This window comes from Ruminococcus sp. AF17-22AC, from assembly GCF_003460065.1.
Lineage (GTDB): Bacteria > Bacillota > Clostridia > Lachnospirales > Lachnospiraceae > Blautia_A.
The window spans coordinates 1-22,297 of sequence record NZ_QRXT01000014.1 but is presented as its reverse complement, the minus strand read 5'-3'; the positions used below and the strand labels follow the sequence as shown (position 1 = coordinate 22,297).

Sequence of the window (22,297 nt, the reverse complement as noted above, 5' to 3'; positions counted from 1 at the left end):
ACTATGTCACAAAATTATCAGTACAACACAATTGAAGAAGCACTTAGGGATCTTAAGGAAGGAAAAATAGTTCTGGTCACAGATGATCCGGACAGAGAAAATGAGGGAGATCTGATATGTGCGGCAGAGTTTGCGACCAGGGAAAATATTAATTTCATGGCGACCTATGCAAAGGGTCTTATCTGTACACCGATGAGTGCAGAAATTGCGGCGAGATTGAACTTTCCGCCGATGGTTGCGGAGAACACGGACAATCACAGTACAGCATTTACCGTGGCAGTAGATCACGCAGATACAACCACAGGTATCTCTGCGGAAGAGCGCTCCTATACTATCATGAAGTGTGTGGATGATCAGTCAAAACCGGAGGATTTCAGAAGACCGGGACATGTGTTTCCGCTTATTTCCAGAAAAGGCGGGGTTTTGGTACGAAATGGCCATACAGAGGCAACAACAGATCTTATGAGACTTGCCGGACTGAAAGAATGCGGCGTGTGCTGTGAAGTTATGAAAGAAGATGGAACTATGATGCGTACATCACAGCTATGGGAAATGGCAAAAGAGCATAACCTTACATTTATTACGATCCGTGATCTGCAGGATTATATAAGAATACATGAAAAGCATGTAAAGGAGGAAGCCGTTGCAAACCTCCCGACGCAGTACGGTGATTTTAAAATGTATGGTTATATCAATGATATTACAGGAGAGCATCATCTGGCACTGGTAAAAGGTGATCTGGGAGATGGTGAGGATGTGCTTTGCCGGGTACATTCGGAGTGTCTGACAGGGGATGCATTCGGATCGCTCAGATGTGACTGTGGCCTGCAGCTGCAGACAGCGATGCGCCAGGTAGAAGCAGAAGGCCGAGGAATCATTCTGTATATGAGACAAGAAGGCCGAGGAATCGGACTGATCAATAAGATCAAAGCATATGCGCTTCAGGAGCAGGGATACGATACTGTGGAGGCTAATGTGAAGTTAGGGTTTGCACCGGATCTCAGAGAGTACTGGGTCGGGGCACAGATACTGTCAGACCTTGGTGTGAAATCATTAAGATTACTGACAAATAATCCGGATAAAGTCTATGGACTTGGCGAATTCGGACTGAAGATCAATGAGAGAGTACCTCTGGAGATTCCGGCACAAAAGTATGACCGGAAGTATATGAAGACGAAGCAGGAAAAGATGGGTCATATTTTTAAAGAAATAAATTTATAAAAAACAGCAAATATCAGGAGGAAGAAAAAATGAGACAGATCAATTTAGTAGAAGGAAAAGTAGTAGCACCGGAGGGAATGAAGGTTGGTATCGTGGCAGCGAGATTCAATGAAATTATTGTGAATAAATTATTGGGAGGGGCAGTCGACGGACTGGTAAGACATGGAGTAGAAGAAGAGAACATTACTGCAGCATGGGTACCGGGAGCATTTGAGATTCCGATTACAGCACAGAAGATGGCACAGTCAGGAAAATATGATGCAATTATCTGCGTTGGAGCTGTCATCCGTGGAGATACTTCACATTATGATCTGGTGTGTAATGAATCTGCCAAGGGAATCGCACAGGTTGAACTTGCAACAGGAATCCCGGTTTTATTCGGAGTGATCACGACTGAAAATATCGAGCAGGCTATTGCGCGTGCAGGAAGCAAAGCGGGAAATAAAGGCTATGATTGTGCATTATCTGCGATTGAGATGGTCAATCTGATGAAGCAGCTCTAAAAGACAGGAAAATAAATGATGACAAAAACGATCATATTCGATTATGATGGAACGATCCATCATACCCTTGGAATCTATGAACCGGCATTTCGTGAAACCTATCAGTGGCTGACAGAACAGAAGGTTACCGAAGAACGGGAGATAGGCTCGGTGGAAATTGCCGGCTGGCTGGGACTTAACAGTAAGGAGATGTGGAATACATTTTTGCCGGAACTGGATCAGAGCTATAAAGAGCAGGCAAGCAGGATGGTAGGAGATCTGATGGTAAGACAGATCAGGAAACATAAGGCAGTGTGGTATCCGGGAGCAGAGGAGATGCTAACAGCTTTGAAGAACCGGGGATATCACCTTGTGATCTTAAGTAACTGTAAAGCTTCATATCGTGAGGCACACTGGAAGGAATTTGGGATGGAACGATGGTTTGATCGTTTTTTTGACTGTGAATCATACAGATTCCGTCCAAAGACAGAAATTGTGCAGGAAATCATCCGGGAATATAGTGGCCCTTATCTGGTAGTCGGAGACAGGAGACAGGATCTGGAATGTGCCAGGTCCTGCAAAAGCCCTTTTATAGGATGCCTGTATGGATATGGTGAGAAAGGGGAACTGAATGGGGCTGATTATTATGCAGAACATATAGAGGATATACTGCAGATGGTGATATGATTTTTGCAATATAAAAATCTGAAGGAAAAAAGTTAAAAATAAGTACTTCTGTAAAATAAAAGGATATAGAAAATTTGCAACAACTTGTTGCAAATTCTGAGGCGGGGATGATTTTAGGATAGTCATAGTGATAGAGGTAATCCACTTTCCTAACCCCATCTGTACAGTAAAGTTCTCAAGTCCAGTTGTACAAAGCGCTACTGCACGGGGAACCAGATGGAATGCATCTCCACTTCCTAAAAGAACTGCCATAATTCCAAACATGGTAAACTGTCGGTTTCCTTTGCCTTTGCGGATCATTTATAGATTTTACTGTGGAAGATTTTGCATAAAGTGTTTTCCGTGCTTGTGTGTACCATTATCTGATATCAAAGCAGTACAGGGTGATTCCGGCCATGCACAGGTCAATATGATTACGGATGCGTACTCTCATATTCCGGATGATGACCAAAGGAAAAATGCAGAGCTTTTTAAAGAAGCATTTTATGAGAAAAAGAATCTGAATCCAGAGAGGCGGGCGTTGCTCAATTCGTTGGCGAAAACGATGAAGTAATGAAAAATAGTGAAAAAATAGTGTAATTTAGTGAAAAAACAATTCATAAAACGATATAATATATGGATAAAATGAGGATATTTATTGTGTATATGGAGATTCCTATGAGAGACTTTGATTCTATTGTAAGTCCTGCAAAATTGTTAACACCTGAAATTGTTCAGATGGTTAGCAGCATCCATGAACATAAAGGCAAACAGGAATTATTTCTCGAAGCCAATGTAGATGAATTGAAAACACTCTTAGAAGTTGCATTGATTCAGAGTACGGGAGCATCCAACCGAATCGAAGGTATATTTACAAGCGATAAGCGTTTGGAAGAATTGGTAAGTCAAAAAGCAGAACCCCGCAACCGATCTGAGCAGGAAATTGCTGGTTATCGTGAAGTACTTTCCACAATTCACGAAGGCTATGAATATATCGATCCAAGACCGAACATTATTTTGCAGTTACATCGAGATCTGTACTCCTATTCACAGGGATCTGCTGGTGGAAGTTATAAGAATTCCGATAATGTAATTGCAGAAACAGATGCCGAGGGTCATCAGAAGACACGTTTTATTCCAGTTCCCGCATTTCAGACTGCTGAAGCGATGGAAGAACTTTGCACTCGCTTCCTTGAAGCATCGGAGTCTTTCTAAGCCTGATAGAATTAAAGCGGTTATTGATAACAAGGTTGGCAAAATTACAAAGAAAGAAATCATGGAGCTTTGTCCTGATATAAGCAAAATTACCGTGGAAAGGACTTTGACGAATCTGGTTAAGAGTGGGTATATCGCAAAAGTTGGTGCAGGTTCATCTACTGGTTATGTCCGTGTTTAAAAATATGAAAGCAGCTTATAAATTTGCCAGTCAAAACCGGCATTTTCTTAGCAAAAATCATTGCCTTTTATGTCGGCTTCTATAGCCGTAATCCTTTAATATCTTTAATACGTGATAAGATCGTATTGCAGCTGCAGCTGATAACGCCGGGAAGTGTATCAATGACTGTGTGCAGGAAGTGTTCCATTTCATCACTTGATGAAGCAACGGCATGTACATGCAGCTTGTCTCTTCCTGTGACACGGTAAATCTGCGTGACAGTATCATTATTATGTAATATATCTGTCACCTGCGACAGATGGTCTGGTTTTATCTCGATTTCAAAATAGCATGAAACAGCACCGCTGATCTTTTGAGGGTTTATTATAGTTGTATATTCTTCAATTATGCCTTGTTTCTCCAGAGCCTGAATCCGGGCTTTTACTGCCACTCTGGAAATACCGGTTTCTTTACCGATATCAGAGTAAGAAATACGCGCATTTTCTATAAGCAACTGGATGATTTTCTGATCCAGTTCATCTAAACCGTTCAGGTACATAAGTGTCCCTCCTGTAAAATAATATCTTCCGGATATTAAATATCATATCATTTATTTAGCTGAAAGTAAACGTGGGCTTGACTTAGCAGCTGTAACTACATATAATTGTTTCATAACGTAATTTAAAACTTGCGTTTTGAATCTATGGAATAGATTCTGGTGAAGAAAAAAATAAGTGAAATTATAAAGGCTTTGGAGGAATATGATAATGTCAAAAGATGAATATCTGATCACAGATACGCCTCTTAAAGCGTTGACGGTTTTTGCAATGCCAATGATTTTGGGCAGTTTTTTTCAGCAAATATACAATATGGCTGACTCTATCATCGTCGGCCAATTTGTTGGCTCCTCTGCACTTGCAGCTGTCGGGGCCTGCGCAGCGCTGACCAATGTTTTCATTTGTGTGGCACTGGGAGCAGGTGTCGGTGCCGGTGTGCTCGTGAGCCGCTATTTCGGTGCCAGGGAGTATGGAAAAATGAAGACCATCGTGTCAACGTCCTTGTTTAGCTTTTTAATTCTAAGCATAGTCCTTGGTGTTTTTGGCTTTTGCTTTTCCAACTCGATGATGAGGGTATTACAAACCCCTGGCGATATACTGAATGATGCAGTGTTATATCTGCGGGTCTATTTTGTGGGTTTTCCGTTTCTGTTTATGTATAATATTCTTTCCAACATGTTTACTTCCATTGGTGAATCAAAAATCCCACTGGGACTCTTGGTATTCTCGTCAATCTTAAATATTTTTATGGATCTTTGGATGGTGGCCGGACTTGGTCTCGGTGTGTTTGGTGCAGCCCTTGCGACTCTTATAGCACAGGGGATTTCTGCGGTGTTTTCACTTTTTCTTTTCCTTAGCCGGATGCGTCGATATAAAAGTCGCTTTGACTGGTTTGACAGGCAGGAGTTATATTCCATGCTTCAAATTGCTGTACCTTCGGTTCTTCAGCAGTCTACAGTGTCCATCGGTATGATGATCGTACAGGCTGTTGTAAATCCTTTCGGTACACAGGCACTTGCGGGGTATGCGGCGACGATGCGGGTAGAGAATGTTTTTTCATTGATTTTTGTATCCATTGGCAATGCGGTTTCCCCATATGTTTCCCAGAATCTTGGTGCAAAGAAAATTGAACGGATCAAAAAAGGATATCATGCTGCACTGGTGTTAGATGTATGTTTTGCAGTTCTTGCTTTTATAGTCATTGAAACATTGCATACTCAGATTTCCTCACTATTCCTTGGTAAAGATGGAACTGCCCTGGCTTATCAGGTATCCGAGGGTTATATGAGATGGCTCGGTTACTTCTTCATCTTTATGGGAATCAAAATGGCAACCGATGGGGTTCTTCGTGGTCTTGGAATCATGCGCCCGTTCCTTATTGCAAATATGGTGAATCTGGCGATCCGCCTGTCGGTTGCTTTGATTTGTGCACCGCGTTTTGGCATTGTATTTGTCTGGCTTGCTGTACCAGCAGGTTGGTTTGCAAACTTTTTAATATCCTATGTGGCTCTTCGGAGATCATGGCCGACTGATAAAGAGGTGCAATCCCGATAGCCTAAAGTAATTTAAAAGGAGAAATTTATAGTATGAACGATAAATGTGTAGTATTGAATGCAAAGAAAATGAATTTTGATGGGAAGCTGGATTTTTCCGTTTTATCTTCTGATGTTACAGTATATGATGATACAACAGAACAGCAGCTGTCAGAGCGTATTCAGGGTGCAGATATCATTGTAACAAAGGAGATGCCTGTGAGTGCAGAAATGATACAGAAATTTCCGGAATCTGTTAAACTGATCTGCGAGGCAGGTACAGGATATAATAATATTGATCTTGAAGCAGCACGAAAGAAGGGGATTACAGTCTGCAATATCCCGGCATACAGCACAGAACGTGTGGCACATACTGCGATCATGATGATATTGAATCTGAGTTCTGCAATGCAGGTACAGATGAAGATGCTGGCATGCGGAAATCATGACAATTTTACCAGAAATCTTCAGGTTCCGCATGTTGAGGTAAATGGAAAAACACTTGGTGTTATAGGTGCAGGACACATTGGCAGGAAAGTTATCCAGATCGCACAGGCTTTGGATATGAACATACTTGTATATACCAGGACACCGAGAGAGGATGAGAAGGGGATTCGCTATGTGTCGCTTGAGGAATTACTCAAGAATAGTGATTATGTTTCCATGCACTGCCCATTGACGGAAAATACAAAACATATGATAAACAAAGAGTCTTTATCACTTATGAAGCCCTCAGCGTTTATCATTAATACTTCAAGAGGTGCACTTATTGATGAGACTGCTCTTATAGAAGCATTGGAAAATGGTACGATTGCAGGAGCCGGACTTGATGTTCAGGAAACTGAACCACCTGAAGAAACCAACCCTCTTTATACTATGGATCATGTCCTTTTGACGCCACATATGGGATGGAAAGGTCTTGAGACAAGACAGCGGTTGGTTTCTATTCTGGCGGATAATATAAAGCAGTTTATGGAAGGGAATCCGATCAACGTTGTATCAGGTCTATAGTATCTGGCAGCAAAGTGATGATATAACTTCCGGGTTTGCAGAGTGAAAAAAATATAATTACAATCAATAAGTCAGTGCTTTGATATCTTCTTCCAATATAGCAGGAATAACATAAACAATAGAATTACTGGAAAAAATAAGTCCGAATAGTCGTCAGAAACGCTGAGAAGAAATTATTCTCAGCGTTTTTTGAACATTACTATAATGTCAAGGAATCTTCTGCATCTACCCCACATCTGTAAATTTCCATCAAGATACAGTCTCGCATATTCTAGTGGTTCATCAATGGCAAGTGTGTTTAATGCACAATCTGATCCGGGTGTGGTTCTCAAATTCTTTTCTGCTTTCCAGCAGTCAATGCGAAGCATATAGCCTGCACTGATATAAACATCAATGCTGTTTCGTCCGGGATTATATTCTGCAAATATTGTTCTCATCGTATTTTATCTCCTTATCGTTCAATCAATTATTTGCTACAAAAATCAGAAGCATTTCAATCAGTTCACCATGTCACTTTTATTTTGTGTTATACTGTTTTACATAATTTTCTTGGTCTTGTATTTTCCCTTATCAGAGTTCGTAAACACTGGCGGGACGATATAACACAAGGGAAACAATAAGGGAAAGCTCAATCGAAAGTTGTAGTAAAGGAGGTTTACAATGGGGTTTTGGATTTTTATGTTGATTATGGATTTGCTTCTTCCATTTACGATGATTGGTTTTGGAAGATATTTTATGAAAAAGGCTCCAAAGGAAATAAATTCAGTATTTGGATATCGGACTTCGATGTCTATGAAGAACAAAGACACATGGGAATTTGCTCATAAATATTGTGGTAAAGTTTGGTATGTCTGTGGAATGGTTATGTTGCCGATAACAGTAATATTCATGCTTTTAGTAATTGGAAAAAATGAAGATTGTGTTGGGAGTATAGGAGGAATTATCTGTGGTGTTCAACTTATTCCTTTAATTGGATCTATTCTCCCAACAGAAATAGCATTAAAAAAGAATTTTGATAAGAATGGAACAAGACGATAAATTCAAGTTTTTGAAACTGAGAAATTGGTATTTTAAGAGGAGGTATGTATTATGAATATAGGATTTTGGTCATGTATAATTTTGGTTATACCATTTGTAATTATAGGTGTGTTATTTGCGATTTTTAAGGAAAAAGCAACTAAATTTGTTTCAGGATTTAATTCATTTTCTAAAGAAGAACAGGCAATGTATGATAAAGCTCAGATCTCTCGTGATATAAGAAATCAGTGCTTCATATGGACTGTTATAATGTTAGCAGGAGCGACATTATCCTGCTTTTTAACCCCATATATGGCTATACCAACCTATATTATTTGGTTAGTTCTGTTTTTTAGAGAAGTCCACTTTGATAACCATAAAGCGTTTAAAAAATATTTATTAAAATAAATTATTGTTTGCAGGAGATGCTTATTTATGAAAAAAGGAATAAACAAATCAATCTTATTTTACATTGCATCAGTTCTGTTTTTCATAGCGTCAGCTATTGGCTTTACGAGTGGAAATGAAAGTTCTATGGCTATAATATGGTTATGTCTTGGTTCTTCATTTCTTTGCTTGGGTTCGACTCATAAGAAAAAGGAAAACAATACAGATGATAAATAATTTCCTGCTTGTATTGTTGGAAAATCGGAATTCATAGAGTTCTTTTGTGATTTGCAACTGCTGGTTGACAGATTTACAGCCTGAAATGGTGGAATGCAAACAGCAAAACTGTTATATTGAGCTCATAAAATCTGCAAAAGGAGAAAAAAATGATTTTAGCTGATAAGATTACAGAGGAAAGAAAAAAGAATGGATGGTCACAGGAAGAACTAGCCAATCAGTTGGGCGTATCCAGACAGGCAGTATCTAAGTGGGAAAGTGCAGGAGCTGTTCCAGATTTGCAAAGAATTTTACAGATGTCGGAGCTATTTTGTGTTAGTACAGATTACCTATTAAAAGATGAAATGAAAGCAGAAAATATCACCTATCACGAAAGTACTGAAAGCTATGCAGAACCGTTGAAAAAAATAACTATGGAGAATGCAAATGAATTTCTTGACATGAAAAGAAATGGATCCAAAGTAGTGGCAAATGCAACAAGTATGTGTATCTTAAGTCCAATATTATTGATTGTTCTTGTGACAATGGCAGAAGATAGCGTATTTCATGTTTCGGAATCTCTGGCAACAGTATTTGGATGTGTTTTTTTGCTTGGAATGGTTGCGGCAGCCGTCTTTTTGTTTATTACATATGGAATGAGTGAATCACATATGGAACATTTTGAAAAAGAATGCTTTGAAACAGAGTATGGTGTATCTGGAATGGTACGAGAAAAAAAAGATTCCTATGAACCAATTTTTATCAGAGGAACAGCTGTTGGGGTAGTGCTTTGTATACTGGCAGTGATTCCGACAATTATTGCCGAATCTATGGAAGCGTCCGACTATTACTGTGGTCTTTCCGTTGGATTACTGCTATTCATACTTGCAATAGGAGTGAATCTGTTGGTTCGTGTTGGGATGGTAAAAAGCAGTTACGATACCCTTCTTCAGGAAGGCGAATATACAAAAGAAGAAAAACTGTTTAAGAAAAAGACTGACACGTTTTCTGGTGTATATTGGTGCTTGACTACAGCGATTTACCTTGCATGGAGCTTCTGGACGATGAGCTGGGATATTACATGGATTGTATGGCCGGTTGCTGGTGTTTTGTTTGCAGCATTGCTTGGTGTGGTGAAAATGGTGTTAAAGAATGGCAGTGAAACTTAGCACTATATTTAAGATGGAGTTAAGTTTATTTTCCGCATATTATACGCATCCAGAAATTCAAGTTTGACGGAGTAATAAATATGAAAATCCGAGAAGTGAATGAGAATAAAAAGCAATTTATAGCATTATTGTTATTAGCTGATGAGCAGGAAAATATGATTGATCACTATCTTGAAAAAGGTACTATGTATGTACTTGAAGATGGTAATGTAAAAGCTGAATGTGTCGTTACTGATGAAGATAATGGAATACTTGAAATTAAAAATATTGCAGTTGATCCTCAGAATCAAGGACAGGGCTATGGGAAAGCATTGATTGACTTCCTTGCAAGTAAATATGCAGATGAATATTCTATTTTGCAGGTTGGAACAGGTGACAGCCCGTTGACCGTACCGTTTTATGAAAAATGCGGATTTGTCCGATCTCACAATATTCCGAATTTCTTTACGGACAATTATGACCACCCAATTTATGAGTGTGGTGTACAGTTAATAGATATGGTATATTTGCAAAGATGTTTATAACTTCCAGTTTGTCTTGCTGTGTTCAAATCACAAAAAGGTCATCGTTTCACGATTATGGTAAAACGATGATCTTTTTTATTTCTTCCAGTAACAGATTAGCAACAGGAGTGAATCTCCTTTTTGTTGTTTACCTATAATAACGATTGGAGTAGTCGATTATAGACACTGCAATCAAAAAAATCTGAAAATATATTTATCAACATTACATAAAAGTGTGTAGATGCACATAAAATGGGAATACATATTGAAATTCAGGTCATTCTGTGATAGAACCTCTTTACTAAAAAGTGTGCAGATGCACGGAAATGGGGAGTATAACGATGGAGATTAAAAGAGACGCTTACCTACAGCAGCTGATCGAGCGAAAAGATAATGGAATGATAAAGGTGATTACCGGCATTCGTAGATGTGGCAAATCCTTTTTGCTGTTTACCATCTTTAAGAGATACTTACTGGAGAACGGCGTTGATGTTGATCATATTATTGAGATTGCATTGGACGGTATTGAAAATGAGGAACTAAGAGATCCTAAGGTGTGTTTCAAGTACATCAAAGATGCCATGAAAGACGATGGCAAATACTATCTGCTTCTTGATGAAGTGCAGTTTATGTCACAATTTGAGGAAGTGCTGAACAGCCTGCTCCGCATGAGCAATATTGATGTGTATGTCACCAGAAGTAATTCCAAGTTCCTGTCCAGCGACATTGTGACCGAGTTCCGTGGCAGAGGTGATGAGATTAGAATCTATCCTCTCTCCTTTGCAGAGTTTTATTCTGTCTATGACGGCAATTATGATGATGCCTGGGATGACTACATGATCTACGGAGGATTGCCGCAGATCGTAAGTTTCCAGAGCGAACGACAGAAAGCGGACTATCTGAAGAACATCTTTGCAAATGTCTATCTGAAGGATGTTATTGAAAGAAATAAGATTCAGAACGTGGATGAGATTGGGATTCTGGTTGATGTGCTTGCATCTGCAATCGGCGCACCGACCAACCCTTCAAAGGTTGCCAATACCTTTGCCAGTGAGCGCCAGATGACTTATACTAATAAAACCATCTCCAAGCACATCGACCATTTGACAGATGCCTTTTTGATTTCCAAGGCAAGCCGATACGATATTAAGGGCAGAAAGTATATCGGTGCAAATCTGAAATACTACTTTACTGATCTGGGACTGAGAAATGCACGTCTGAATTTCAGACAGCAGGAGCCTACTCATATCATGGAGAACATTGTTTATAACGAGCTGCTGATCCGTGGCTACAATGTTGATGTGGGTGTCGTGGATATCTTCGATAAGGATAAAGAGGGCAAACGTGTTCGCAAGCAGTTGGAGGTTGACTTTGTGGTGAATCAAGGAAACCAGAGATACTATATCCAGGTTGCATATGACATGACTTCGGAAGAAAAACAGACGCAGGAGTTCAATTCTCTGCGTAATATCCCGGACTCTTTTAAGAAGATCGTCATTGTAAATGGCAGCAAAAAGCCTTGGAGAAATGATGAAGGTTTTGTCATCATGGGAATGAAGTATTTCTTGCTGAATGCGAATAGTCTGGAATTTTAAGTCGATTTGAGTTGTTGCTGTGGTGTTGTTCTATTTCAAAAAAGAGTGAAATGATATAAATAAGGCCACGGCTGATTTCATGTTGGAACAGCCGTGGCTCAGTTTATTTTTTTATCCGTACAAACGAGACTGTTTCGCAGATTATGTAGAACAGACAGAGTACGACTCCGATAGTGAGAACATACGAGAATAAAGATGAACTTAAGAACGAGATAAACAAAAGTTTGTTGAATTAAAAATGAAATAAAGTTCCAGTAATCATAGAGTGTATGGATTCAATTCCATATGCTCTTTTTCTTTACTGAAAAATTTAATGTTACGAGTTTCTTACGAGTGGTATTAAAAAACTCGCAAGAAGACTCGTAGGAAAAAAAGTAAAAAAATTTGCTTTTGACCACTGTAAAACATGCTCTGAGCGTTTCGTTATATGAAGGGATAATTTTTCTTTCATATTTCAAAGAAAAGAGGATAAAGAAATGTCAGAGAAAAGATGTTATACAGTTCAAGAGTTACAGGAAATCTTAGGAGTCAGCAGACCTACTATTTATAACCTTTTGAAGAAAAAGGAATTCCGGTGGATCCAGTTGGATGGCGGAAAGTATCGTATCTCAAAGAAGAGTTTCGATGACTGGCTCGATAACTTGGAACAGTAAAAAACAGGGTGTTGATCAGGCAGATTTTGTCTGCATCGACATCCTAAATTTTTATCTGGATTTGAGATATGATATAAGAAAAAAACACTAACACTAAAAAGACAGGAAGTGAAGAATCTGCTTAAAGATGCAAATGAAAATGGCGTAAAATTAAGTCATCAGGCACCAACACTGTATGATGTTGTCCCAAAAGAAGAAATTACTGAATTTGAAGAGCTTATGCGCAAAACCATAGCTGACATTGTATCAGAAGCCAGTAGCGTTGCCTGTTGGGTGTATGTGCAGAAATATGTGAAACAGAAAACTCTTGACGAAATGCTGCAAGAATTGCCAGGAGCAGACCAGTTTATCATTGTCATGGATACCTGGTTCGAAAGACTGATGGCGGAATAATGGATGCTATGATAGAATAAAGAAAACGATTTGAAGTGCAAATCGGAATTTATCAGAAAATGAGGAATAGTTGAAATGGAGGCGCTATAATAACATGAAGATTGAAGGGAACCAGAAAGAACTGGATGCAATGGTAGAATTTCATAAGGGAAACCGTGTCGAGGGGTTGAGACTGCAAGAAGAATTTGCAGCGGAATTTCGTAAGGAGTATAAAGACAAAGATCACTGTCCTTGCCTGAAAGCCTGTCGTTATCACGGAAACTGTAAGGAATGTGTAGCAATCCACAGAGCGCATCAGGAACATGTTCCTAATTGTATGCGACCATTGATTAATAAAAAATTGAAATTGATGTCAGAATTAACAGAGCATACCTTGGCAAATGAAATAGAAGCTCCACATGAGATTTTAAGAAAATAGGCAAGTCAAATTCCAGTTTGTATATATCTTTTAAAAGGTATATGATTAAGAAAAACGGCAGGAGGTATCTGAATGAAATCACATAAATATTGGTCTATCGGTGCACTGATTACAATGCTTGGAACTTTTTATACAGGTTATAAGGGATCAAAAGAAGGCCATAAGTACTTTGCAGCAAGTTCTTTGCTTTGCATGATTATGGCTATTTATACAGGACACAAGATGATTTCTGGTAAAAGTAGGAAGAAAAAAGAAGTTTCAGTAGAGAGTGTTGAAGATTAAAAAACAAAATATTTTAATAAATAACGCCGGTGCGGGATTTTTGATATCCAGTACTGGCGTTATTTATTCTACAGGGGCTTGGGGGTGTAGCCACCAAATATATTATTAATTTTCTTCTTCGGTAAGTTTGTTAAGGATCCACAAGTGAAACGTCTGTTATTGAGAGGGTATGGGGAGATCCCCATCAAGATAAATCCCATAGGAGAACAGGATGCCAAACGGCAATACTGTTAAACATGGGTGGATCTTGCTCTTATTTGTATCCCTCTATATAACGAAACGTTCAGAGGCTGTTTTACAGTGGGGGAAAAGAAAAAATATCAAAAAATTGATGATTAATGGTGAGCTTGTGATAGAATGGAAAAAAGAGAAAAGCATAAAGGATGTAGTTGTGGAGAATATTTGTTATGATTAGAAAGTTGCTGAACGGAGATATCGATAGAGTTGCTGACATATGGTTAAAGACAAATCTGAAAGCACATTATTTTATTTCCAATCAATACTGGAAAAGTAATTATGAATTAGTAAAAGAAATGCTGTCACAATCCGAAGTCTATGTGTTTGAAGCAGATAAAATGATACAAGGATTTGTAGGACTAAATGATGAATATATCGAAGGTATTTTTGTCTCTGATGAAATGCAGTCATGTGGCATAGGTAAGCTTTTATTGGATTATATTAAGGATAAAAAAGTCAGCTTACGATTAAATGTATATCAGAAGAATGCCAGAGCAATTTCTTTTTACCAAAGAGAAGGGTTCATTATTCAATGTGAAGGTTTGGATGAAGCTACTGGTGAAAAAGAGTACACCATGCTATGGAAACAAAAATAGAAATCGGGATTTGTGAGGAAAAGGCAAATGAAAAGGCGAATGAAACAAAAAAGTAAAAATGCGATTTCAATCATAGGTGGTGCAGATGGTCCTACAAGCATTTTTATAGCAGGACATTCAAAAAAGCAACCATTAAAGATTAGAATCAAAAATAGCATATATAGATATAAGAGAAAAAAAGTAGAGAAGACAATAGTTGCAAATCCGCATTCTCTTTCTGAAACAGTGCAGTATGCAAAAGATAAATACGAATTGACCGAAACTGCTCCCGCTGATAGAGAATATATTGAACAAATAAAATGTCTAAAAGAGAGTTTGATTTTGCAATATGAACCAGAACTTTTGGGTGAAATGAAGGATATTTCGGTACCGGATTTTTCTAATGAAGCATCCGTCAAAGAGTATTTGGGTAAAATAAAGACTCGAAATGAAATGATTGCTGAAATGCCCGATAGTATAATTCCTATGGATTTTCATTTGTATAAAATAAGAATCGATGATGATTTTCTTGAAATGGAGATAGATTATACTTGGAATATATTTGGAATGTCTTATTCAGGAAATAAGGCGGTAATGAAAAAATTTAAGAAAATATCCAGAGATTTATACAGTTATTATGGTGTTACTGAGGAAGATATTAAAAATAAGACAAAAAGATATTCGTCACTGGTAACGAACTTGAGTTCATAAATTCTTATTTTTGTGAAAATGAGCATTTGTCAGTTCGCATTCCTTGTCAAAAAGACATCGGATCACAGTTCAGTACATCTATATAAAACTCTTTTCGTAGGATGCTTCGTCTGAATTCATCTGCAATCTCCGTCATAATAAAAATATCTCCATCATTTCAAAAGAGAATGCTGGAGATATTTAGCCTTGCTTATTCTTGTAGTAACCAATCGGCTATATCGTGAATTACGATTCCTTCATAGCTATATTGGGGATGTTTGGTTCTAGCAATAATCATTTTCGGATAAGCATCTCGAATCTGAAGCCGCGGAAAGCATTTTCTCTCAAATGTTTCCTGCCCGGAAATGTTGTCGCTGATCTGAATATAAAACTTCTCGTTGCTTCTCTGAGCAACAAAGTCGATTTCCTTTTGATAGAGCTTGCCGATATAAACATTATATGAAAATAGATCATACGCTCTGTTTTTTGCAATATTTTATCTTGCGAATTTATCATTGTAACGAATATGCATATCTTCCCAATCCATGAACAATACATAAAATACTTTCCCGTATTGCGGGCTCTCTACAATTCTTCCATGATCAAGAACAGAAAAATAAGTTCCGTCAGCTTTTCGAAGATGAAAGTGAATATAGTCATTTTCATTGCCATTGTCAATCTGTTCCCAGATACTTGATTCTATCTGTTGCTGTTCATCTTCACGAATCAAGTTGCGAAAACTTTTCTCAGTAAGTCTGAACAGTTCATCTATATCTTTATATCCAGACATATGAAGAAATTCATCATTTGCAAAAAATAGTTCATCATCTTCCTTGTCAGCTCTGTATATGATGAATGCACCTGGAAGATGTTCAGAGATATCCTTGAATGCGAATCCAAGTTGTTTGCGGGCACCTGACCGAAGTCCTTCTCTATAGACCATACATCCATTTTTTCCATGAAGTTTTATTTCATAAAGAGCGGCATCTGCGCAGCGCATGAGTTGTGAACGATTGGATGCAAATGTTGGATATTCTGCATATCCTAGAGAAATATAAAATGCATGTTCCTTACCATGGTATGAGAATGATTTAGGAAGTTTGGTGAATTTCTGCAGCTGTAATTGTGCTGTTATGTGTCTCTGCTCTTTTTCGTGGGTGTCTGTTTTGTATACAATCAAACTAACAAGGCATATGCCCAGTAAAAAGGTGATAAGAGGCACAAGTGTTTGTTTTTTCACTTGGTTCACCTCGTTTTGTCCATGGGAATTTTTATAATAAAGCATTATAGCACAGAAGTCGAAAAACAGAATAGGTTTTATGAAAAGAACGAACTGTGCATAATCCATATGAAGTCGAATTTGAGAGAAATTATTCACTATATTGACGAGTCAACACTTGAAAAAGCGAAGAACGAAAAAGTTCAAAAGCAAGAGTCTCCCTCAAAGGTGTCAAAAGACGTAGAGGAGTCTGTTGATAAGATGATCTCCAATCGTATGAGCAAAGCATATTCTGAATGGAAATCAAATCAAGATACACGGCCATATAATGAAAATATAGAGAAGGAATACCAGAAGCTTTTGGAAACACTGTCTCCGGAACAAGAGGAAGTGCTTACGAAGTATTGCGATGAAATATTTGCCAGCGGAGCAGAGACAGAAGAGTTTTTCTATCGCCTGGGCATAAAGGATGGACTGAGATTAAAAAGTACGGTAAAATCTGTATTAGAAATGATATCGTGAAAGTATACTTTAGAACTACTAGTTCTGGCAAATCCGTTGGTTGTGCGGATTTATGCACTGCTATTTGATGTAAACTGATAACATCAGAATTAGATAAAAGAGATAAAGGAGAAGAGATATGTGGCTGCCGGATTTTTTTATTCAAAGACTTTTAAAATTATAGCGACAGTAATCTTTACTGTTGAGCTGATAATCATAATTACATTGAAGGTAGTGGATCTTTACTGTGATGAACCGGGATGCTGGAACAAAAAGGATTGGGGAACAAACTATTGCATGGAGCATATTAACAGTATTTATGAAGAGGCGATGAAAAGAGAAGGAGCATATGAAAATTCCCAAAGAAGTTATTCTTCTGGAAAAAAGAGTACTCCATCGCGTTCATACAATACATACAGCAATTCTTATTCATCCCGGAGAAACGATTCCTATGATGTTTATAATTATGATGATCCGGATGATTTCGCTGATGACTGGGCTGAGGAATTTGGTGGAGGAAATTATGATGGCGGATATGATGATGCTTATGATTACTGGGAGGAGAACTACGGGAATTAATAATGCAAGGAAATTGTGGAGGTGAACTTGTTGAAAGAAAGTACATATCAAACTCCTTGTGGAACGATTCACTATTGGTCAAGTATTCTGAGTTTGGATACAACGACGCTTGTATTTCTTCCGGGGCTGACTGCTGACCATAGACTGTTTGATAAACAGGTTGAGCATTTCGTGGAAAAATATAATATTATTGTATGGGATGCACCGGCTCATGCCTCTTCCTGGCCGTTTCGGTTTGAATTTGATCTGTTTGATAAGGCAAAATGGCTGAATGGGATTCTTGAAAAAGAAGAAATCATAAAACCAATTATAATCGGTCAATCAATGGGAGGATATGTGGGACAGGCTTATGCACAATTGTATCCTGACCGGCTGGCAGGTTTTATTTCCATTGATTCAGCACCGCTCCAGAGAAACTATGTGACAGCAGTGGAGATCTGGCTTCTGAAAAGAATGGAACCAGTATATGCACATTACCTATGGAAGTTGCTTTTGAAATCCGGAACCGAGGGAGTTGCAACTTCTGATTATGGCAGAAATCTGATGAAGGAAATGATGCTAGTCTATGATGGTGATCAGCATCGTTATGCCCAAATTGCCGGGCATGGGTTTCGTATTCTGGCAGAGGCAATGGAAAAGGATCTGCCATATGAAATCAAATGTCCTTCCCTGTTGATATGTGGTACAAAGGATCATGCCGGTTCATGCATAAGGTATAACAGAGAATGGCATCGAAAAACGAAAATTCCTTTAAAGTGGATTGAAGGGGCCGGTCATAATTCTAATACAGATAAACCGGAGACGATCAATAGTTTACTAGAAGAGTTCTTCTCAAATATTTTATGAGAGGCAACCTAAAGTTATTTGAATTGAAAAATCGGTATTTGCAGGAGGTAATTATGACTGAAAGAGAAAAAATGCTAGCAGGTCAGCTTTATGACTGTGGGGATGCCGAGCTGTTGACACAGTGGCATAAAGCCAAAGATTTGGCAAGAAATTATAATCAAACTAATTCTTCAGATGCTGCAGAAAAAGAAAAAATTCTGAATGAACTGCTTGGTGGGAAAGGGAAGAATCTGTGGATTACTGCGCCGTTCTATGTGGATTATGGAAACAATATTTATTTTGGGAATAACTGCGAAGTAAATATGAATTGCACTTTTTTGGATGACAATATAATTCGTATTGGGGATAATGCCTTGATTGCACCAAACGTGCAGATTTATACAGCATTTCATCCGACAAATGCAGGGGAGCGTTTCGGTGAGCCGAAAGAGGATGGCTCGTTTGAGTTTTGTAAAACAGGAACAGCACCTGTTATTATCGGCGACAATGTCTGGATTGGCGGTGGCGCTATTATTCTGCCCGGTGTTACGATTGGAAATAATGTCGTAATAGGAGCAGGCAGTATTGTAACGAAAGACATTCCAGACAATGTAATTGCAGTTGGAAATCCCTGCAGAGTAATCAAAGAAAACAAATAAAGTCGGATGTTATATTTTGCATAGCCAAGCCAATAAATTCAAGTTTTACGAAATGAAGAAATTGTAGGAGGAATATATATGGTTGGAAGAATTTATCATGTAGGGCTAACGGTCTCTGATTTGGATCGATTGCTTTTTACTTCCGAGATCCTGATGGAATTATTCTTGAAATGATGCAACCGTTATAAAAGGACAATAAACAAATCGGAATCAGTAGGAGGATCATTATGAGATTTTATAACATATTTTTCAGCCCGACAGGGGGCACAGAGAAAGTAGCAGATATTGTTGCGAAAGGGACGAAGCTGGATGCTGAAGAAATCGATCTAATTAAAGAACCAGATAAACTCATGAAGGTGAAATTTGAAAAAAAGGACCTATGTTTGGTTGCTGTACCGTCTTACGGTGGACGCATTCCATCAGTTGTAACGGATATGTTCCGCAAAGTAAAGGCAGATGGTACGAAAGCAATTCTTGTGGCAGTATTTGGAAACCGTATGATTGATGATACTCTATTGGAACTACAGGATGTTCTGGAGGCATCAGGATTTGTATGTATCGCAGGAATGGAGGCTGTCGCAGAGCATTCCCTGATGCACCAATTTGGAACCGGACGCCCGGATCGGCAGGATGAAAAGGAATTGCTGGAATTTGCCGCAAAGATTATGCAAAACAGCGAAGCACAAAGTACACCTGCATTTCCGGGAAACAGACCATATCGAGAATATGGTGGTGTTCCGCTCAAACCTGTTGCAAATGGAAAATGCACTTCCTGCGGTCTGTGCGCAAAAGAATGCCCGGCAGGTGCCATTCCGTTGGAAAATCCAAAGATGACCGATAAGGATAAGTGCATTTCTTGTATGCACTGTGTAGCAGTCTGTCCGAAGAAAGCACGAAATTACAGTAAGCTTGTCAGTTTTATCGCTGGACTGAAAATGAAGAAGGTTTGTTCCGGTAGGAAGGAAAATAAATTGTATTTATAATAGGGCGAGCAATACAATGAGAAACATGTAAATTGATACGTGAACAATCGGCTCAGTATGATATTTAATTAAATATTGCAATGAAAAGATCATTTACCGTAAACAAGCAGTAGATGGTCTTTTTTATATCTTTTTGTGAACAAGTAGAGATTTATAGCCGGAAATCTATGTTTTATCATAATCCGTGAAATAAGATGGGTTAATTCTTCGATTTACATATTTTTTAAGGTGTTCCGGCATGGTATTATGGTACTTATAAAGAACCAATTATATCTGTTGGAGAGAGTGGTGAAAAGTTATGAAGCTATTATTTAAACAAAGGCTGTTTTCATGGTTTGTCAGCTATGATATCTATGATGAAGCAGGCAACACTGTTTATGTAGTAAAAGGTCAGCTGTCCTGGGGACATAAACTTGTAATTTATGATGCCTATGGAAACGAAGTAGGAATGGGATTATAGCATTCTTGATCGAAGCGGTTATTCAATTGCACGGGTTAGTAAAGAACTGTTTCATATGACAGATACTTATGTTATTGATGTACAGAATTCGGGAAATGCGTTGGATGCGCTGATGTTTGTACTTGCGATTGATGCAGAAAAATGTTCCAGGAATTAAAAAGTTGATCTTATTGTCGAAGATATTCGGAGATGGGGAGGTAGCATGGGATTATTCAAAAAGAAAATCGTGAAAAAAACATATGACAGAGAACATATGAAACCTGTTATTCGTGCAAGTATTTGTACTGGAGAAGAAGTAGCAGGGTTCAAAGACATACAGAACGGAAAAATCGAAGAAATCATGCTGATCAGATCTCCAGAGGACCTAGAAAGATTCAAAGAGATATATGAGATAACAGAGGAAATTGCAAAAGAATATTAGACATTGGATAAGGGGGATGTATTGTCATGAAAACGATGCATGCCATACCTGATTATACGCAATGGGAGGTCGCGTAGGAGAAGAATACGGAGAAATATTGAAAGAAAACAAACTATGAAATGAGGTGACATTTATGATGAAAAACGAAGCGGGAGTAAGAATCGAAGAAATGCTGTGTCAGCTGGCCGATGCGACGCGCATCGACGGAGAGATCTGGCGTGCAGCGTATACTCTGGAAGACAAAATCGCGAAGAACATCCTGCGTGAGTGGATCGAGGAGCTGGGGCTTGAATACAGAGAGGACGCGATCGGTAACGTGTATGGACGGCTTCCGGGGACAGAACCTGGAACCATATTGACGGGATCCCACCTGGATACCGTAAAGAACGGTGGAAAATATGATGGCGCACTGGGCGTTGTGACTGGTGTGGCAGCGCTGGGATACCTCAAACAGTCGGGCTTCGTTCCGAAACACAGCCTGGAAGTGGGGGGTCTGATGGAAGAAGAGGGCAGTCGTTTTCCATCCGGCTGTCAGGGGAGCCGCGCAATCTGTGGCACGCTGAAAGAAGAGGATCTCGAGGAGCTCAGCCGTGATGGCGTCACACTTCGTGAAGCACTGGTATCTGCCGGGTATCAGACGGAAGCGCTGAAAAACGTGAAACGTGACGATATTCGAGCAATCGTAGAACTGCATATCGAACAGGGACCGGTGCTTGAAAGCGAGCAGAAGCAGATCGGTATTGTGGACAGTATCGTCGGTATCGTCAACTATGAGCTGACCATTCAGGGAAGCCAGAACCATGCAGGTACCACCTCGATGTCTTTACGGCACGATCCTGTGGTAGCTGCTGCGGAATTTATCACAGAGTCTACCCGTCAGATGATGGCGCAGGCCCCTTCTGCCACCCTTACCTATGGCGCGATACAGGTATTTCCTGGAATGCAGAATGTCATTGCAGATCGAGTGAATCTGCTCATCGATCTGCGCGATGGTAGCAATGAGGAACTGCTTCAAGATGTGGTTCTTCTGAAACGTGCACTGGAATCCATCGAACGCAAGGGCTTTCAGACCCGGCTTCGACAGAATGACTGGCTGGAGTCCGTACAGATGGATCCGAACGTGAGTCGGGTGATCGAGCGGCACTGTGAAGAGAAACATCTCGCGTATAAGCATATGAACAGCGGCGCCGGACACGACTCGATGGTATTCGGAAAGCATTTCCCGACCGCGATGATCTTCGTGCCGAGTATCGGAGGTATCAGCCATAATCCGGCAGAAGCCACCGCTGTAGCGGATATACAGACCGGTTTTGAACTGCTTTGTGACGTGTTAAAAGAATTATCAGCTCAAACCTTTTTATCATGGTAAGTTTTATTACATTGCTAATGATAATAAAGCCTTTGTAATTATTGGCTCGTCCAATATAAGTAAAACGGCATATTTAGACAACTATGAATTAGATCGGCTGTTTGAAATAGATTGTAATAACCCCGAAGAACAATATTTTATAACTGGTTCTAAAAATTCAAATCAGAATGTATAAAAATTGAAGAGATAATCTGTATGGCTGATGTGAAAATGAAACTCCATTTATGTAAAGAGCCAGACAAATTCAAGTTGAACAAAATCGCTGCGCGATGGCCTGCCAAGGCTGTGGCGCAGCTTTCTTT

29 protein-coding genes and 4 pseudogenes are annotated in these 22,297 nt (G+C 39.1%); 28 read left to right on the top strand and 5 right to left on the bottom strand.

What is annotated here, in order from left to right; translation table 11 throughout:
- Positions 1-3 precede the first annotated feature (3 nt).
- The 3 genes from DWW86_RS15085 to DWW86_RS15075 are packed head-to-tail and all read left to right on the top strand — an operon-like array spanning position 4 to position 2,390.
- On the top strand, positions 4-1,221 hold the full coding sequence (locus tag DWW86_RS15085; RefSeq protein WP_055230843.1) for a bifunctional 3,4-dihydroxy-2-butanone-4-phosphate synthase/GTP cyclohydrolase II: 1,218 nt from the start codon (positions 4-6) through the stop codon (positions 1,219-1,221).
- Positions 1,222-1,259: 38 nt separating this feature from the next.
- Entirely contained in the window at positions 1,260-1,724 is a 465-nt protein-coding gene (gene ribH, locus DWW86_RS15080) for a 6,7-dimethyl-8-ribityllumazine synthase (RefSeq protein ID WP_442973262.1), read from the top strand.
- Positions 1,725-1,739: 15 nt separating this feature from the next.
- Positions 1,740-2,390 (top strand): HAD family hydrolase, encoded by a 651-nt coding sequence (locus DWW86_RS15075; RefSeq protein WP_117943876.1) that lies wholly within the window; start codon positions 1,740-1,742, stop codon positions 2,388-2,390.
- A 117-nt stretch (positions 2,391-2,507) separates the two neighbouring features.
- Here DWW86_RS15075 and DWW86_RS17625 read toward each other — a convergent pair.
- Positions 2,508-2,690: pseudogene (locus tag DWW86_RS17625) on the bottom strand (hypothetical protein); the annotation flags it as partial.
- Between the two features lie 46 nt (positions 2,691-2,736).
- Between DWW86_RS17625 and DWW86_RS17455 the strand changes: the two are divergent.
- Both DWW86_RS17455 and DWW86_RS15060 read left to right on the top strand, forming a co-directional pair.
- On the top strand, positions 2,737-2,943 hold the full coding sequence (locus DWW86_RS17455; protein ID WP_044929370.1) for a hypothetical protein: 207 nt from the start codon (positions 2,737-2,739) through the stop codon (positions 2,941-2,943).
- Positions 2,944-3,047: 104 nt separating this feature from the next.
- Positions 3,048-3,584: a Fic family protein gene (locus tag DWW86_RS15060; RefSeq protein WP_330392846.1), complete on the top strand. Its 537-nt coding sequence runs from the start codon at positions 3,048-3,050 to the stop codon at positions 3,582-3,584.
- A gap of 260 nt (positions 3,585-3,844) precedes the next feature.
- Here the strand turns inward: DWW86_RS15060 and DWW86_RS15055 are convergent, their stop codons facing one another.
- Positions 3,845-4,303, bottom strand: a complete 459-nt coding sequence (locus tag DWW86_RS15055) for an Lrp/AsnC family transcriptional regulator (RefSeq protein WP_015541477.1) — start codon at positions 4,301-4,303, stop codon at positions 3,845-3,847.
- A gap of 208 nt (positions 4,304-4,511) precedes the next feature.
- On the opposite strand from DWW86_RS15055, the gene DWW86_RS15050 reads away from it, so the two are divergent.
- The gene (locus tag DWW86_RS15050; RefSeq protein WP_015541478.1) at positions 4,512-5,855 is read left to right on the top strand and encodes an MATE family efflux transporter; all 1,344 of its coding nucleotides are present in this window, start codon (positions 4,512-4,514) and stop codon (positions 5,853-5,855) included.
- A 32-nt stretch (positions 5,856-5,887) separates the two neighbouring features.
- On the top strand, positions 5,888-6,844 hold the full coding sequence (locus DWW86_RS15045; protein WP_015541479.1) for a 2-hydroxyacid dehydrogenase: 957 nt from the start codon (positions 5,888-5,890) through the stop codon (positions 6,842-6,844).
- A 199-nt stretch (positions 6,845-7,043) separates the two neighbouring features.
- Here DWW86_RS15045 and DWW86_RS15040 read toward each other — a convergent pair.
- Positions 7,044-7,281: pseudogene (locus DWW86_RS15040) on the bottom strand (DUF6061 family protein).
- 223 nt (positions 7,282-7,504) lie between these two features.
- On the opposite strand from DWW86_RS15040, the gene DWW86_RS15035 reads away from it, so the two are divergent.
- The 13 genes from DWW86_RS15035 to DWW86_RS14975 all read left to right on the top strand — a co-directional run bounded on the left by DWW86_RS15035 (position 7,505) and on the right by DWW86_RS14975 (position 15,000).
- On the top strand, positions 7,505-7,882 hold the full coding sequence (locus DWW86_RS15035; RefSeq protein ID WP_003864540.1) for an SdpI family protein: 378 nt from the start codon (positions 7,505-7,507) through the stop codon (positions 7,880-7,882).
- 51 nt (positions 7,883-7,933) lie between these two features.
- A complete protein-coding gene (locus DWW86_RS15030; RefSeq protein ID WP_009319994.1) occupies positions 7,934-8,269 on the top strand; it encodes a DUF3784 domain-containing protein in 336 nt (111 codons plus the stop codon).
- 27 nt (positions 8,270-8,296) lie between these two features.
- Positions 8,297-8,485, top strand: a complete 189-nt coding sequence (locus tag DWW86_RS15025; protein ID WP_117943875.1) for a hypothetical protein — start codon at positions 8,297-8,299, stop codon at positions 8,483-8,485.
- 149 nt (positions 8,486-8,634) lie between these two features.
- Positions 8,635-9,633, top strand: coding sequence for a helix-turn-helix domain-containing protein (locus tag DWW86_RS15020; RefSeq protein WP_117943874.1), 999 nt, complete (start codon positions 8,635-8,637; stop codon positions 9,631-9,633).
- Positions 9,634-9,713: 80 nt separating this feature from the next.
- Positions 9,714-10,157: a GNAT family N-acetyltransferase gene (locus DWW86_RS15015; RefSeq protein WP_015514811.1), complete on the top strand. Its 444-nt coding sequence runs from the start codon at positions 9,714-9,716 to the stop codon at positions 10,155-10,157.
- A gap of 320 nt (positions 10,158-10,477) precedes the next feature.
- Positions 10,478-11,731, top strand: a complete 1,254-nt coding sequence (locus tag DWW86_RS15010; RefSeq protein ID WP_117943873.1) for an ATP-binding protein — start codon at positions 10,478-10,480, stop codon at positions 11,729-11,731.
- Between the two features lie 476 nt (positions 11,732-12,207).
- The gene (locus tag DWW86_RS15005) at positions 12,208-12,384 is read left to right on the top strand and encodes a helix-turn-helix domain-containing protein (RefSeq protein WP_003864535.1); all 177 of its coding nucleotides are present in this window, start codon (positions 12,208-12,210) and stop codon (positions 12,382-12,384) included.
- Positions 12,385-12,492: 108 nt separating this feature from the next.
- Positions 12,493-12,777 (top strand): hypothetical protein, encoded by a 285-nt coding sequence (locus DWW86_RS15000; protein ID WP_117943872.1) that lies wholly within the window; start codon positions 12,493-12,495, stop codon positions 12,775-12,777.
- Between the two features lie 94 nt (positions 12,778-12,871).
- Positions 12,872-13,195, top strand: a complete 324-nt coding sequence (locus tag DWW86_RS14995) for a hypothetical protein (RefSeq protein ID WP_004613237.1) — start codon at positions 12,872-12,874, stop codon at positions 13,193-13,195.
- Between the two features lie 72 nt (positions 13,196-13,267).
- Complete coding sequence (locus DWW86_RS14990; protein WP_008392833.1) at positions 13,268-13,477, top strand: DUF6219 family protein; 210 nt, start codon at positions 13,268-13,270, stop codon at positions 13,475-13,477.
- 211 nt (positions 13,478-13,688) lie between these two features.
- Positions 13,689-13,892, top strand: a complete 204-nt coding sequence (locus tag DWW86_RS14985; RefSeq protein ID WP_117943871.1) for a hypothetical protein — start codon at positions 13,689-13,691, stop codon at positions 13,890-13,892.
- On the top strand, positions 13,885-14,310 hold the full coding sequence (locus DWW86_RS14980) for a GNAT family N-acetyltransferase (protein WP_015541495.1): 426 nt from the start codon (positions 13,885-13,887) through the stop codon (positions 14,308-14,310). Before DWW86_RS14985 ends, DWW86_RS14980 begins: the two co-directional genes overlap by 8 nt.
- 27 nt (positions 14,311-14,337) lie before the next feature.
- Positions 14,338-15,000 (top strand): hypothetical protein, encoded by a 663-nt coding sequence (locus DWW86_RS14975; protein WP_117943870.1) that lies wholly within the window; start codon positions 14,338-14,340, stop codon positions 14,998-15,000.
- Between the two features lie 190 nt (positions 15,001-15,190).
- On the opposite strand, the pseudogene DWW86_RS14970 reads toward DWW86_RS14975, so the two are convergent.
- Together DWW86_RS14970 and DWW86_RS14965 are read right to left on the bottom strand one after the other, a co-directional pair.
- Positions 15,191-15,439, bottom strand: a pseudogene (locus DWW86_RS14970) (ATPase); the annotation flags it as partial.
- 36 nt (positions 15,440-15,475) lie between these two features.
- Positions 15,476-16,219 (bottom strand): PAS domain-containing protein, encoded by a 744-nt coding sequence (locus DWW86_RS14965; protein WP_286187741.1) that lies wholly within the window; start codon positions 16,217-16,219, stop codon positions 15,476-15,478.
- A gap of 120 nt (positions 16,220-16,339) precedes the next feature.
- Here DWW86_RS14965 and DWW86_RS17450 point away from each other — a divergent pair, with 120 nt between their 5' ends.
- The 8 genes and pseudogenes from DWW86_RS17450 (at position 16,340) to DWW86_RS14920 (ending at position 21,995) form a co-directional block, all read left to right on the top strand.
- Positions 16,340-16,720: a hypothetical protein gene (locus tag DWW86_RS17450; RefSeq protein WP_286187740.1), complete on the top strand. Its 381-nt coding sequence runs from the start codon at positions 16,340-16,342 to the stop codon at positions 16,718-16,720.
- A 120-nt stretch (positions 16,721-16,840) separates the two neighbouring features.
- Positions 16,841-17,278 carry a hypothetical protein gene (locus DWW86_RS14955; protein WP_117943869.1) on the top strand — a complete coding sequence of 146 codons (438 nt, stop codon included), beginning with the start codon at positions 16,841-16,843 and terminating at the stop codon, positions 17,276-17,278.
- A 30-nt stretch (positions 17,279-17,308) separates the two neighbouring features.
- Positions 17,309-18,124: an alpha/beta fold hydrolase gene (locus DWW86_RS14950; RefSeq protein WP_117943868.1), complete on the top strand. Its 816-nt coding sequence runs from the start codon at positions 17,309-17,311 to the stop codon at positions 18,122-18,124.
- Positions 18,125-18,177: 53 nt separating this feature from the next.
- On the top strand, positions 18,178-18,762 hold the full coding sequence (locus tag DWW86_RS14945; RefSeq protein WP_117943867.1) for a sugar O-acetyltransferase: 585 nt from the start codon (positions 18,178-18,180) through the stop codon (positions 18,760-18,762).
- A 227-nt stretch (positions 18,763-18,989) separates the two neighbouring features.
- A complete protein-coding gene (locus DWW86_RS14935; protein WP_072522426.1) occupies positions 18,990-19,745 on the top strand; it encodes a 4Fe-4S binding protein in 756 nt (251 codons plus the stop codon).
- A 298-nt stretch (positions 19,746-20,043) separates the two neighbouring features.
- Positions 20,044-20,362, top strand: a pseudogene (locus tag DWW86_RS14930) (LURP-one-related family protein).
- Positions 20,363-20,407: 45 nt separating this feature from the next.
- Positions 20,408-20,626: a hypothetical protein gene (locus DWW86_RS14925; protein ID WP_015541505.1), complete on the top strand. Its 219-nt coding sequence runs from the start codon at positions 20,408-20,410 to the stop codon at positions 20,624-20,626.
- 133 nt (positions 20,627-20,759) lie between these two features.
- Entirely contained in the window at positions 20,760-21,995 is a 1,236-nt protein-coding gene (locus tag DWW86_RS14920; protein ID WP_117943866.1) for a M20 family metallo-hydrolase, read from the top strand.
- Positions 21,996-22,297: the final 302 nt, after the last annotated feature.